The sequence below is a fragment of the Neobacillus sp. CF12 genome (genome assembly GCF_030348765.1).
Taxonomy (GTDB): Bacteria; Bacillota; Bacilli; order Bacillales; family Cytobacillaceae; genus Neobacillus.
On the sequence record NZ_JAUCEU010000007.1, the window covers coordinates 1,674,025 to 1,687,177 of the forward strand.

The following is a 13,153-nucleotide window of genomic DNA, read 5'->3' on the forward strand; positions in this document are numbered from 1 at the left end:
GGCTAAAGGCACTTGAATTGTTATATTCTGGTGCCTTTAGTCGTTTCATATAGACTTCTCTTTTTATATAGTGGTGGTAATTACGGAATCTTCTGAAATATTACGAGACACTTTTACTGGTGCTGTTTCCCTGAGTAAAAAGGAAAGGAAGAAGAAAACAACTGCCGTACCGCTCGCTAGCCATAACGGTGCGTATAGGCTAAACTTATCAGCAAGAATTCCAGCAATGACAGGGCCTGCGGTTCCACCAATGATTTCTCCGGTAAGAACAACACAAGCGATTGCTGTTGCTGCAAAAACTCTGGGAACGGACTCTGATGGTATGATGGCAAGATAGAGCGGCTGTGCCCCAAATCCAATGGTAAGAATAAAGACAGCAATAGCAAGCACCACAAAGTTCGCATGGAAAACTGCGACTGCTAGTGGGAGTAAAATCGCAATAAATGTAGCAGGAACAATGATTGTCTTTCTGCCGAGTTTATCTGATAAAGATGGTAAGAGAAATTGCCAAAAGAACATCCCTACCCCCATGATTCCTAATATCGCTCCATATTGTCCAGTACTATAGTTGGAAACACCCGATAAAAATAGCGGCATGAAACTAGTAAAAACTAATAGGTAGGTCATGTAAAAAATAGCCATTAACATACTGACCCAAACATTACGTGTTTTAAATACACTTTTATATTCTTGAAACGTTGGTTTTACTTTTATGTCGTTCGTACCAAGACCCTTATTGAAATTTGGTTCTTTCATATAAAACATTAAAATCACCGCTAAGATGATCCCCGGTATGGCCAAGGCAAAAAATGAATAACGCCAATTTGTTGCTACTGCAATAGCTACGACTAAGACAGGTGCAATGGCATTCCCCATTATTGAGGCTGAACCCTGGATTAACCCCAGATTTGTGCCCCTTCTTTTTGGAGTTGATTCAGCCATCATCGTAGACTGGATCAACGGAATGACTGGTCCCTCCGTAATCCCCATCAATAAACGTACTAAAATAAGCGAACCAAGCCCGCCCACTAAACCTGAGGTAAAGGTGGCAATCGAAAAACCAAGAATAAAAATGATTAATGTTAGCTTCTTTTTGCCAATAAAATCTGAAACACTCGCAAAAAGCAAAGTTGATATCCCCCAGGCAATACTCGTTGCCCCGACAAGCATTCCCATTTGGGTGTTATTCAAGTTTAACTCCTCGGCTACAAATGGAAAAAGAAAAATAATACTTAACCTGTCCATAAAAACAAGACCAAAGACCAAAAATAAGAGGATCAGCAGGTTATTTTCATACCTAAAAAATGATAGTTTCTTATTCGTCATCATTACACCCCTTTATAATATAGAATTGTCTTGGATATCTCCTCTTCAAGTAAGCGCTTTACTTATACAAAGTATAGGGCAGTATAAATTAATAGAGAAATATACAATTTCGTTTACAGTAATATGGTTTTAATATATTTTCAGATAATTTATCGGATAATGGCTTTAATCTATCATCGCTACTGCCCGGGTCCAGCCACCACTTGCACCTTTAATTTTCACAGGGAAAACAGAAACCTTAAAACCATATGGCGGTAATTGATCCAAGTTTGCTAGTTTTTCAATTTGGCAATATTCTTTTTCTCTACCAGCATAATGGGCTGCCCATAGGACACCTGGGCGTGGATTTCCCTTATAATCCGCGGCTTGAATGGACAATGGAGTATCCCAGCCCCATCCGTCAGTCCCCATCACTTTTATGCCTTGGTCAATCAGCCAAAGAGTGGCTTCGGCAGAAACGCCTACATGTATTTCACTATAATTGGGCTCATATCTTTTTTTATCCGCATCACAGCGAATCATCACGATATCTAAAGGCTTTAATTGGTATTCTATTTTTTGTAATTTTTCCTGGAGGTCAGAAATGCTGATTTTATAACCTGCAGGCTTGTCGGTAAAGTCAAGGACAACCCCATCGTTAAAGAACCATTCGAGCGGCATTTCATCAATGGTTCTGGCAGCTTTCCCTTCTGAGGTTGGCCAATAATGCCATGGTGCATCAACATGTGTGCCGGCATGACTAGTTAAAGTCAGAAACTCTCCAGCAAGTCCTTTTCTCTCTGGAAAATCATCCGGTGTTACACCAACCAACTTCGCGCCAAATTCAGCACCCTCTTCATGCGTTTCATAGCGGATTGAAAATGGCAGCGGATCTTTTAACTCTTTTTCGAGCGAAACACTTAAATCTATTATTCTAGACATAAAGCCCTCCATTATATGAATTTTATCCCAACAATCGTCTTGGCATTTTCGTTAATTGCTTTATGAAGGACAAATCTTCCTGGCAGTTTCCTCGTTTTGTCCTTCATCGGCATAATGTTTTATTTTGCGAATGCACCGCCATCGACTGGCGTGGCATGCCCTGTAATAAAAGACGATTCATCAGAACTCAACCACAAAATGACATCGGCAACTTCTTTGGGCTGGCCCATCCTCATCATCGCTTGCTCATTTGTAAATATTTCTCGTAATTCCTGGTTTATTTCTTAAATTTAAACGCCCATCCATTATCATCGGTGTCTCAATTGCGGTAGGACAAACGGCATTCACACGAATATTTTTCGTTGCATATTCAAGGGCAGCTGTTTTCGTTAGCCCGATTACGCCATGTTTGGTTGCTGAATAGGGGACATTATTAGGATGTCCTTTTAGACCGGCAGCAGAGGCCACATTGACAATGGTTCCTCCACCTTGTTTCAGCATTTGATTTAATTGGGCTTTAACCGAATACCAAATGCCGGTGAGATTCACCGCTAGCACTTGATGCCACCTATCCTCTGGGTATTCATGTGTTGGTAAACTCATGCCTCCCGTTATTCCAGCGCAATTAACAGCGTGATCCAGCCTGCCAAAATGCTCTACCGCTACCTGAACCATTGCCTCTGTATCGGCACTTTTTGAGATATCAGATTTAATAAAAATTCCTTCCCCGCCTCTTGATTCGATTGAAGATAAGGTTTGCTTCCCACCCTCTTCGTAGATGTCAGCAACAATAACTTTTGCACCTTCCCTGGCAAAAGAAATAGCAGTTACCTGTCCGATGCCTGAACCTGCACCACTGACTAAGCAATCCTTTCCTGCAAATCTTTTGGGCATTGTGTCACCCCCTAAACAATCCTATTCCTTAAAACTCCCAGTCCAGTAATCTCCAATTCTAGTTCATCTCCAGGCTCCAGCCAGCGGTACTTGTCGGTTCCCAATTCTAAGATGCACCCGAACCCAACCGTACCAGAGCCGATGATGTCACCAGGGTACAGCGTAACATCCTCGGAAGCCCGCTCGATCATTTGTCCGAATGAATAGTAAATATCTTTAAAATTTCCATGGGACCACTTTTCTCCGTTTACTTTAGCAGTCATCTCCAAATCGAACACATTACCGATTTTGTATTTTTCCATTTCATCTTTTGTTACAATCCAAGGGCCAATTGATGTAGCAAAATCTTTTCCCTTTGCCGGGCCGAGTAATACCTTCATTTCCTGCGCCTGCAAGTCACGGGCAGACCAATCATTTAAAATCGTATATCCGAAAATATATTCTTCTGCTTCACTTGCTTTAATGTTTTTTCCTTCTTTCCCAATGATACAGGCTAGTTCTAATTCATAATCCAATTTCACACACTTTTTGGGGCGTGCCACTTCTTCATCTGGTCCCCTCATGGCATTCGGATTTGAAAAATAGAAGATTGGCACTTCATACCATTCTGGTGCGACAGTGTTTCCATGTGTTGCCGCTGCATTTTTCACATGTGTTTCAAATGCGACAAAATCCCGGAACGTACAAGGATTTGGCAACGGGGCAAGCAATTCAATTTCTTCCATTGAATAGGTTGGCTGGACATCTTTTTCTATTGACTGGACCCCTGGCAAATAGGCTTCTTGGTTTTCCAACAATTCGCGAATGCTAACTGGTAATTTCCCTTGTCCGACAAGCTGCATATCTACAACTCCATCGCCGCTAAGCCACCCACCACGTTTTTCACCGTTCGGATTGCGAAAAGTAACAAATTTCATTGTCTTTATACCCCCATTCTCTTAAACGAATAAAGGACATCATCTAGACGTCCTTTATTTCTTTCAATGAACCTCTGAAAAATTAAGCCTTTTCTCTGATACTATCAAACTGTGCAGATTCAAAAATGTTCACTTCATCCCAGGCATCGTTCGGATTTTCCTCAACCTTCCACATCTTAGGACCATAATCTGGCGCAAAGTACAATGGTGATCCTCCATATATTTCAATACGGTTACCGCCCGGTTCAATCGCATAAGTTGTAAACGCCTCACCCACCGCATGCTTAAATGGTTTCATCTCTAACCTATAACCGTTATCTACCACGTAATCTGCAGTCTCCAGCACTTGATCCCTATTTTCCACTGCAAAACATAAATGGTTCAACTGCCCATGCTCCTTCTTAAAATCAGCAAATAAGGCAATTTCATGTGATAAGCTTGAAACGGCTAGTAACGACCCAACCTCTGTACCATTAGGAATGACAATTCCTTCATTGTGTTTAAAGCCTAACTCTTTATAGAAATTTGTGTGACGGGTTACATCACTAGTCCATAGCGTCACATGATCTAATCGTCTTACCGACGCACCGCGGCTTGGATTTTTTTGCGGACGGGATCTCCATTTACTTTTCAGATGAGCAGGGATTTCGGCTAGTTCGACCTCCCAGAAAATTTCTTCTAAATGTCCATCAGGAGAGTAGTATTGATAGGCTCTCCCATGTCCTAGGTCTCCATCAATCCATCCTTTTCCGCAGCCCATGTTCTCAATGTATTGAACGGCATCCAGTAAATCTTCGTCACTTTCCGCACGCCAGCCAATATGGCCAACTCCATTTGTTTTTGCTTCGGTTATCTTTAAACTGTGGTGAAAAAACTCTCCCCATGCACGCATGTAAACAGATTGACCGATTCTTCCGGATTCCTCCATTCCCAATATTTCCTTGAAAAATTTCACAGACTCTTCTGGCTTTGGGCTTAAAAGTTCCACATGGGCTAATTGAGAGATAAAATGATTTCTTTTTGGCATGATTTTTTCCTCCTAAAAAATAAAAATATTAAGCGTTCAACTGAAGTTTGAGCCAATCATACATTTCATAGGTCTCGGTTACGTTATCCACCTGACAATGAGCGGAACCAGGACTGCTTTTCGGAACAATTTTCAACCATCTTGGGCATGTTAAATCATTATATAAATTGTAAGCATTCTCGACAGAGACCTGACGATCATCCTCACCATGAATAATATAGGTTGGCATGGAAATTTTTTCAGCAACCCCTTTAAGGTTAAAGAGATCCAACTTTTTCCGTGCTTCATCCATCGATTCAGTACCAACAACATGCTGAAGAATTTTTGCTAATGGGTGGTTATCTGGACGTTTTGCCCAAACAGATTGATAGTCATAAACAGCACCCCAAACGGCGCATGCCTTAAAGCGCGGTTCAAAGGCTGCTGACCTTGCTGCCATATAACCGCCCATTGAAACTGCCATGATTCCAACTCGATTTGGATCAATATCAAGGTTTTGAGCAGCCCATTCATATGCGGCAGTACCAGCAACATTGTAATCGTAACGAGATGAAATATGATTTAACCTTAATGCTCCACCTTGACCGGGGCCATCAATAGCAAGGAGAGCAATTCCCCGTTCATTTAACAGCTGGGCAGGACCAAAATAAAGTTCCTCAGCTGTCGAATCGAGGCCGCCGAACATAACCACTAATGGAGAATCTTTTTTACCTGGGACAGCGAAAAAGTATCCAGGCAGAAACGAGTTTTCATAGGGGATTTGGACTGCCATTGGAGGGTTATCCAGCATTTCCGCGCCTTTTCTAAAGGATTCTACACCTTTTAAATAGGTTGGTATTTTTCTAGGATCATCCGGCTGAAGGAAAAACTCAGCGGTTCTGATATAATTGGATGCCCGCAAATAAGCTGCTCTCGCTGTTTCAATCTGCTCTTGGTCCTGGGCTTCATTGGCAACAGCAAGTGTACGGTTACCAGCGCCCATCCATGCATGATGAAAACTCTCCGTATTCCCAAGAGTAATATTGCCCGCTGCTTCTAAGATTTCATTCACTTCACCGCCGCCAAAATGGGCTTGGCTAAACATCCTTACAATTTGGTAAGACCACATATAATGTTCAGGGAAATAATGCCACATATCTACTACACTCCAAATTCTTTAAATTTTTCCAATGGCTTTACTAGATGGTCTCTGTCATTTTAACGAGACTTTGTGCAACAATGGCATTCGGGTTATTCTCTTTTGGCAACCTGCCTTCTAATTGCAATAGTTCCCAGTTAACCAAAGTGTTTGAATTATCGACCACAAATTTACAACGTTCAAATCGCCTGTCCATGAATTCGTCTAAAATGTCTGATACTGGATTATCACTTTGTAGCAATTCTGCTAAAACAAGGGCATCCTCAATCGCCATCGCTGCCCCCTGTGCTAAATGGGGAACGGTTGCATGGGCAGCGTCTCCAATTAGAAGTACGCGTTCCCGATGCCAAGGCTTCTCGACAATTAGGGTTTCGAGCGGTCGATAAACCACTTCTTTTGGATCGGTAATTTGTTCACTTAATTCTGCGATTAAGCCTCCAAATTCTTGAAATGCCTCACGCATAAGAACATCCAGTTGATCCTCTTGCTTCCATGGGTTTCCTGGTTCTGCTGTAACAACAAAAACATAACAACTATCCTTGGTCATGGGAACAATACCAGCTTTAGCTTTCCGTCCATAAAACATCGTAATGTTATCGAGATCAGATGGACGTTTCAGGGTATAACGCCAGACAGCCTGTCCGACAAAGCTTGGTTCAATTTCGCCAAACACCAAGTTACGAACCTTTGATCTAACTCCATCGGATCCAACTACAAGATCATAGGTCCCTGAGGTACCATCGGTGAATTTTGTATAGACAAAGCTGCCCGCATTTTCAATTGCTTCAACAGTGGTGCCCATTCGAATCTTCGTTCCATTATTAATAGCAGCTTGCAGCAATATTTCGTGAAAGTCCCTTCTCGGAATACCTCCCGTCATATTGAACTGTCCGGATGGATGAATAGGTGCATCAAAGATCATATTTCCCTGTGAGTCCCGGATATGTAAGGCAGAGTGTGTCGTTCCCACCGCTAAAAATTCTTCCGAAATCCCAAGTGCATCTATGGCCCTCAGAGCATTAGATTGAAGAATGATGCCAACTCCATAAACGTTCCATTCCTTTTGCTTTTCAACAATCTCGGTTTCAATACCAGCCTTTTGCAAAGCAATAGCTGTCGCCAGCCCGCCGATACCCCCACCAACAATAAGAACCTTTTTTACGTTTGACATGAAAACCCCTCCTTTTATTTAGCTTTAGGATTTAACTATTACTGAGTCTTCAAAATAACCTTCGCACTGTGAAGACGGTGAAAAGGTATCTAAATCCTATGCCAAGTAATAATGCAAGAAGTGTGCCAAAGTAGAAAACGCTATCATTCATAATTTTCAAAATAATAAGCCGACAGTTCTCCGTGATTTTTGTCCGAAAACACTACATATGTGTGTGAATTGTCCGAAATTAGTACAACAACAACTAAGCGTAATAGTTCCATAGACTCAATTTAGTACTAATATTCCGAAAAGTATAAATCTTTTATTGAAAATATAACCACAAGTGTATATAATCTCTAAATAGAGAACGAATACCACTAATAGCAATAAGAAGTTAGTGTTAACCTGCAACTCTTACTAATTCACTCATACTTTCGTAAGCGTTATCATTTAATTTATTTTTTTTAAAAGGGGAAAAAATATGAAAACAATTAATTCTACCGAAGTTATCGCTAACAGCAAATTTAACCGCTTTCATTTAGGGTTACTATTATGGAGTTTTATCATTATCTTATTTGATGGTTATGATTTGGTCGTCTATGGAACAGTTGTACCTAGCTTGATAGAGGAATGGAATCTTTCATCGGTAGAAGCCGGAGCAATCGGAACCTATGGGTTATTTGGGATGATGTTTGGGGCAATCTTTTTCGGTACTTTAGCTGACCGTATTGGCAGGAAGAACGTGATTGCGATAACCTTAGTACTGTTTAGTTTATTTACATTCCTTTGCGGCTTTGCCAAAACCCCTACTTCGTTCTCAACCTTTCGTTTCTTAGCTGGATTAGGTTTGGGAGGAATCATGCCAAATGTTATTGCACTATTAACAGATTACGCTCCTAAGACGATGAGAAGTATGATTGTAAGTATCGTTTTATGTGGTTATTCTGTTGGGGGGATTCTTGCTCCCTTAATAGGGATATTCTTAATGCCAACTTTCGGATGGGAATCAATCTTCTGGTTTGCGGGTTTTCCACTATTAATATTGCCTATTATGTATAAACAACTGCCTGAAACAGCCAGTTATCTGATCCGTACAGGTAAAAAAGAAAAATTGATTGCAACCCTTTCTAAAGTAAGTCCAGAATCGCATTTTAGTCTAAATGATGAGATTATCGACTTAAAAATACAAGAATCAAAGGTTCCTATCATAGGATTATTTAAGGAGAAACGAGCCTTCAGTACGGTTATGTTTTGGACAGCATTTTTCAGTTGTTTATTGATGGTTTATGGTTTGAATACTTGGCTTCCTAAATTGATGATGGAAGCAGGATATGGATTAAGTTCAAGTTTAGGCTTTCTCATTGCCCTCCAAGGCGGAGCCATTATCGGGACACTGATAATCGGACGACTTTGTGATAAATACGGTTCAAAAAAAATGCTTGTTCCGATGTACGCCTCAGGCGCCGTGGCTCTGACACTCCTTGGATTTGGAGGAAATACGTTAGTAATTTATCTGTTAGTAGCCATTGCCGGAGCTGCAACCATTGGTGCTCAAAATATTGTTCAGGCGTATGTTTCTCAGTACTATCCGCCATCTATTAGATCTACAGCATTAGGGATGGCTTCTGGAGTCGGCAGGATCGGCGGTATGCTTGGTCCCCTTTTAGGAGGATTCCTATTATCCGTTTCTTTACCTATTCACTTAAACTTTATCGCCTTTGCGATTCCTGGCTTAATTGCAGCCGCTGCTCTCTCGATGGTGCCGTTAAAAAATGCTTATCAAAATAAAAACGTTGCCGAAGATGCATCCATTAAAGTTCATGTAAGTTAATGGAGTAAAAAAGTCTCCCTTGTAAATTAAGCCGTTCTCTTTTGGAGTAGCCGCATTGAAAAAGGCAAATATAAAAACATATGTAAGAGCAGTGGATTTCACAACTGAAATCGCACTGCTTTTAGCTATTTTTGAGAGAATTATCTGCCCCAATTATTAAGTTTTAATAGATTAATTCTATTACATTATTTGAATAGACATTTCTTTATTAATTTCAGTAGTCGAATTTAAAACAAGTTCAATAAATGCTTCTACTGCTGGGGATAACCACTTTTTCTTTTTTATCAGCATATGTGAATAAATCGACTCGAACTTTTCATTGTGACTGATGATTTTTAGTTTTCCACTTTCCACTTCTTCTTTAACCGTAATGTAAGGTAATACAGAAAATCCAATTCCACTCATAACAATCTTTTTAATAGCTTCTATACTCCATAACTCCATTGTTTGAAAGTTGTATATATCATGCTTTAAGAGATATTTTTCAAACATTGCCCTATAACTACAACCTTCTTCATTAGTAATAAAAAATTGGTTAGTTTGATTTCTTTTATAATCGTCAAAATGCGCCAGACCATCATTACTACCCACAAGGACGATTTCCTCCTCAAAAAGTGAATAATGTAAGCATTTTTCCGGTTTTATTTCTGGATAGACCATAAAAGCAACATCTACCCGTCCAGTTATTAGGTCAATTTGGTTTTGCCCGCATGTACCGTTACTTAGTATTAGTTTGACATGAGGATACTTTAACGAACACTCTCTGATTATTGGACCTAATCTTGAAATAGTCAGTGACTCTGGTGCAGCCACTTTTAATACTCCCTTAATCTCTTGGGTGCATCGCATGTTCTTTATCTGTTCATGAGTAGTTAGTAAATCTTCGGCTAGAGGTATTAGTTCTCTACCTATATGAGTAAGCTGTAACTTCCTTTTTACATAAGTAAACAACTCTCCGCCAATTTCATGTTCAAGCGCCTGTATATGAGAAGTAATCGTAGATTGAGTATAACCTAACTTCGAAGCAGCCCCTGTATAACTTCCTATTTCTACAATAGTCATAAATGTTAATAGATGTCTAATTTCCATATCGTTTCTCCTTTTGTTGAAGGCATTATCGAAAATAATGATAATGAATTTTTTAATTTCAATTTTATTTATAGTTAATATCATCATACAATAGAGGCTGTTCAATAGTAAATTAGTAAATGAAGGTGGGTCTATGAATATAGTAGCGTTTCTTTCGTATGTAATTATTACATCAATTACACCAGGTCCAAGTAACATCTTAATGATGAATGAAGGAAGGAGATTTGGTTTTTTAGCGTCGTGGAAATTCAATAGCGGAATCTTGGCAGGGTTTGCGGTACTAGGAATTTTGAGCGGAGTATTTACAACAAGTTTATACAAATGGATACCTTTAGTAGAGCCATATTTTAAAATAGCTGGTGCTACATATTTGCTCTACTTGGCATGGAAGGTGGGCTTGCACAAAAGTTCAGGGAAAGATACTAGTAACGTGAAATCTTCTTTCTTATCTGGATTTATCTTTCAGCTCATAAATGTCAAAAGCATTTTGTTTTTTTTAACAGTAATGAGTGCTTTTATATTGCCGTTTTATAATTCTTATAAATCAATTGGTTCTTACTTAACTTTAGCGATTTTTCTAGGGTGGATAGCGCTACTTTTGTGGTCAGGGTTTGGCTCGATTTTTAAGAAATTCTTTTTTAAATATGACAAGTCATTTCGATTTATTATGAGTTTGTTGTTGATATATTCAGCGGCAAGTATTCTTATTTAAAACTTATTATGAGGATAAAACAGCAACAATGTTCACATGTCGCTGTTTTTTTATTGCATTTGAAAAAATGTCTTTCAATTCAAAGACCTATTTTGTTAATTGAAATCTTTGGGTAGGTGTCAATTTCTCTCCACCTCTACCTCATACAAAAATTAAAATACTCTTTGAATCATTAATGATTGCTCATTCACAAAAACTACTTTTGCATACAAAATCGTACTCTATTTATCAAGTACCATAATTAAAATTTTGGTTAGAGTTAACATTATGGTTATTATACATGTTAATTATTCTCTAAAAAAGTGAAGAAACCTTGATATATTAATAAAAAAAGCAATTCGATTTCTTATGCACTACTTTTACATGTTTTTATATGGAACTCTAGAGTAATTCATAATGATACATTTTTTCATATAAGGTCGATCTGGCGATTCCAAGTTTTTTTGCCACTTTGCTTTTGTTTCCTTTTAACTCTTTAAGGGCATTGATAATTAATTGCTTTTCCATGACAGTCTTTAGCTTTTGGCCTGTATGGCTAATAAAAGGTTCGGTTTTAACAGGTGTGGAAGACTCGTTCCTATTTTCTGTCTCCAGCAATCGTTTTGGCAGCTGCTGATAGTCAATTTCTCCATTTGCAAGGATAACTGCACGTTCCATGGTATTCTCCAGTTCCCTAATATTCCCCGGCCAAGCATAGGTTTCAAGAACTCTCATGATTCGGTCCGAAAGATTGGGAACATCCCTTTTTTCACGTTTGGCCGTCTTTTCCATCAATTTATGAACAAGTAATGGAAGATCCCCTTTACGGTCACGTAAAGCAGGAACAAACAAGTTTATAACATTTAATCGATAGTACAAATCATGTCGAAAACTGCCTTCCGATACTTCATGCGCCAAATTACGATTTGTAGCCGCAATGATCCTGATATTAATCGGAATCGGTTCGTGTCCGCCCACTCTCGTAATGGACCTGCTTTGAATAACACGGAGAAGTTTGGATTGAATCTCTAATGGCATTTCTCCAATTTCATCGAGAAAAACAGTCCCACCGTTGGCACGTTCGAATTTTCCCATTCTTCCCCCTTTGTGTGAACCGGTAAAGGAACCTTCTTCATAGCCAAACAACTCACTTTCCACTAGATTCCTAGGTATGGCGGAACAATCAATCACAATAAATGGCTTTTTTGACCGACTGCTGTAATTATGTATGGATTGGGCAATCAGTTCTTTCCCTGTTCCACTTTCGCCTTCAATTAAGATACTCGAGTCCTGCAATGCAGCTTTTTTAGCTAATTGGATTAAGTCCTCCATTTCTTCACATTGATAAATAATATCGTCAAAGTGAAAAAAGCTCTTACTGTTTACAATCATTTCTACTTCTTTTCTAATATCCTTAAAATGAAAGAGGACTCCAATCGGTTCATTCAAGTTATCATAAAGGGGAACAGAAGAAAATAAGAAATAATATTGACCCTTATTAATTTTTATTTTTATTTCTTTATCTAGAATTGGCTTCCTCGTTTTTAAGACATCTAAAGAAAATGACTGATTATCCAACACCTCAGAAATAGACTTTCCTAAAACTTCATCTGTTGTTAAACCAAGCATTTCTGCTCCAACTTCATTGAGTAATAAAATGGTTCCGAATTTATCAAGTGATAAACTGCCTGCACTTACCGTTTCTGTTATCTGTTTCATATGCTCGTTCATTAAAAATATTTCCTGCAGTTTTACATGTGTTTCGATCCGTGCGCTAATAAAATTTGCCAACATTTCTAAGATAAGAAGCGTAAATGAGTCATGGCTTTCATGTGAGGTGCAAATAAGAACGTATTTTGTTTCTAATTCTAGATTAATCGGTGAGGAGTATAGATATTCGAATTTGCCGTCCTTAGGTATTCCGATGTCTCGGTCATCATAGCATGTCGTTTTGTGGAGTAAGGTCAAATCATGGGGTAGGTTTATTGCTCTCCCAATATCCACAACTACCTCACCTAGAAAAGGGTCATAATGACAAATATAAGATTTATCCAATCCAATAATTTGAAACTCTGATTCTATTTCATTATCAGTTTTAACTTGCTTAAAAACCTTTTTGACCTCGTCCACCACAAGACCAGTCTGAATATTCATGCGCGAAAACAC

The 13,153-nt window shown here is 39.0% G+C and carries 12 protein-coding genes; 2 read left to right on the forward strand and 10 right to left on the reverse strand.

Annotation, left to right across the window (positions count from 1 at the left end; genetic code table 11):
- Positions 1 to 63 precede the first annotated feature (63 nt).
- The 8 genes from QUG14_RS08090 to QUG14_RS08120 all read right to left on the reverse strand — a co-directional run bounded on the left by QUG14_RS08090 (position 64) and on the right by QUG14_RS08120 (position 7,394).
- A complete protein-coding gene (locus tag QUG14_RS08090) occupies positions 64 to 1,326 on the reverse strand; it encodes an MFS transporter (RefSeq protein ID WP_289340000.1) in 1,263 nt (420 codons plus the stop codon).
- A 165-nt stretch (positions 1,327 to 1,491) separates the two neighbouring features.
- The gene (locus QUG14_RS08095) at positions 1,492 to 2,247 is read right to left on the reverse strand and encodes a cyclase family protein (protein WP_289340001.1); all 756 of its coding nucleotides are present in this window, start codon (positions 2,245 to 2,247) and stop codon (positions 1,492 to 1,494) included.
- 119 nt (positions 2,248 to 2,366) lie between these two features.
- Complete coding sequence (locus QUG14_RS29750; RefSeq protein ID WP_353961066.1) at positions 2,367 to 2,486, reverse strand: SDR family oxidoreductase; 120 nt, start codon at positions 2,484 to 2,486, stop codon at positions 2,367 to 2,369.
- A 7-nt stretch (positions 2,487 to 2,493) separates the two neighbouring features.
- Positions 2,494 to 3,141: an SDR family NAD(P)-dependent oxidoreductase gene (locus tag QUG14_RS08100; protein WP_289340002.1), complete on the reverse strand. Its 648-nt coding sequence runs from the start codon at positions 3,139 to 3,141 to the stop codon at positions 2,494 to 2,496.
- A gap of 11 nt (positions 3,142 to 3,152) precedes the next feature.
- A complete protein-coding gene (locus QUG14_RS08105) occupies positions 3,153 to 4,058 on the reverse strand; it encodes a fumarylacetoacetate hydrolase family protein (RefSeq protein ID WP_289340003.1) in 906 nt (301 codons plus the stop codon).
- 82 nt (positions 4,059 to 4,140) lie between these two features.
- A complete protein-coding gene (locus QUG14_RS08110; protein WP_289340004.1) occupies positions 4,141 to 5,085 on the reverse strand; it encodes a VOC family protein in 945 nt (314 codons plus the stop codon).
- 28 nt (positions 5,086 to 5,113) lie between these two features.
- Positions 5,114 to 6,220, reverse strand: coding sequence for an alpha/beta hydrolase family protein (locus QUG14_RS08115; protein WP_289340005.1), 1,107 nt, complete (start codon positions 6,218 to 6,220; stop codon positions 5,114 to 5,116).
- 43 nt (positions 6,221 to 6,263) lie between these two features.
- Entirely contained in the window at positions 6,264 to 7,394 is a 1,131-nt protein-coding gene (locus tag QUG14_RS08120; RefSeq protein WP_289340006.1) for an FAD-dependent monooxygenase, read from the reverse strand.
- Positions 7,395 to 7,857: 463 nt separating this feature from the next.
- Here QUG14_RS08120 and QUG14_RS08125 point away from each other — a divergent pair, with 463 nt between their 5' ends.
- A complete protein-coding gene (locus tag QUG14_RS08125; protein WP_289340007.1) occupies positions 7,858 to 9,207 on the forward strand; it encodes an MFS transporter in 1,350 nt (449 codons plus the stop codon).
- A gap of 180 nt (positions 9,208 to 9,387) precedes the next feature.
- Here the strand turns inward: QUG14_RS08125 and QUG14_RS08130 are convergent, their stop codons facing one another.
- A complete protein-coding gene (locus tag QUG14_RS08130; protein WP_289340008.1) occupies positions 9,388 to 10,296 on the reverse strand; it encodes a LysR family transcriptional regulator in 909 nt (302 codons plus the stop codon).
- Positions 10,297 to 10,429: 133 nt separating this feature from the next.
- Here QUG14_RS08130 and QUG14_RS08135 point away from each other — a divergent pair, with 133 nt between their 5' ends.
- The gene (locus QUG14_RS08135; protein ID WP_289340009.1) at positions 10,430 to 11,008 is read left to right on the forward strand and encodes a LysE family translocator; all 579 of its coding nucleotides are present in this window, start codon (positions 10,430 to 10,432) and stop codon (positions 11,006 to 11,008) included.
- A gap of 381 nt (positions 11,009 to 11,389) precedes the next feature.
- Here QUG14_RS08135 and QUG14_RS08140 read toward each other — a convergent pair whose 3' ends face one another.
- A complete protein-coding gene (locus tag QUG14_RS08140; protein WP_289340010.1) occupies positions 11,390 to 13,141 on the reverse strand; it encodes a sigma-54 interaction domain-containing protein in 1,752 nt (583 codons plus the stop codon).
- Positions 13,142 to 13,153 lie beyond the last annotated feature (12 nt).

What these genes read in the sequence shown, in the direction of transcription:
- QUG14_RS08100 (WP_289340002.1), bottom strand. Translation starts at nt 3,141, where the DNA reads ATGCCCAAAAGATTTGCAGGAAAGGATTGCTTAGTCAGTGGTGCAGGT.
- QUG14_RS08130 (WP_289340008.1), bottom strand. Translation starts at nt 10,296, where the DNA reads ATGGAAATTAGACATCTATTAACATTTATGACTATTGTAGAAATAGGA.
- QUG14_RS08140 (WP_289340010.1), bottom strand. Translation starts at nt 13,141, where the DNA reads ATGAATATTCAGACTGGTCTTGTGGTGGACGAGGTCAAAAAGGTTTTT.
- QUG14_RS08095 (WP_289340001.1), bottom strand. Translation starts at nt 2,247, where the DNA reads ATGTCTAGAATAATAGATTTAAGTGTTTCGCTCGAAAAAGAGTTAAAA.
- QUG14_RS29750 (WP_353961066.1), bottom strand. Translation starts at nt 2,486, where the DNA reads ATGATGAGGATGGGCCAGCCCAAAGAAGTTGCCGATGTCATTTTGTGG.
- QUG14_RS08115 (WP_289340005.1), bottom strand. Translation starts at nt 6,220, where the DNA reads ATGTGGCATTATTTCCCTGAACATTATATGTGGTCTTACCAAATTGTA.
- QUG14_RS08125 (WP_289340007.1), top strand. Translation starts at nt 7,858, where the DNA reads ATGAAAACAATTAATTCTACCGAAGTTATCGCTAACAGCAAATTTAAC.
- QUG14_RS08090 (WP_289340000.1), bottom strand. Translation starts at nt 1,326, where the DNA reads ATGACGAATAAGAAACTATCATTTTTTAGGTATGAAAATAACCTGCTG.
- QUG14_RS08135 (WP_289340009.1), top strand. Translation starts at nt 10,430, where the DNA reads ATGAATATAGTAGCGTTTCTTTCGTATGTAATTATTACATCAATTACA.
- QUG14_RS08105 (WP_289340003.1), bottom strand. Translation starts at nt 4,058, where the DNA reads ATGAAATTTGTTACTTTTCGCAATCCGAACGGTGAAAAACGTGGTGGG.
- QUG14_RS08110 (WP_289340004.1), bottom strand. Translation starts at nt 5,085, where the DNA reads ATGCCAAAAAGAAATCATTTTATCTCTCAATTAGCCCATGTGGAACTT.
- QUG14_RS08120 (WP_289340006.1), bottom strand. Translation starts at nt 7,394, where the DNA reads ATGTCAAACGTAAAAAAGGTTCTTATTGTTGGTGGGGGTATCGGCGGG.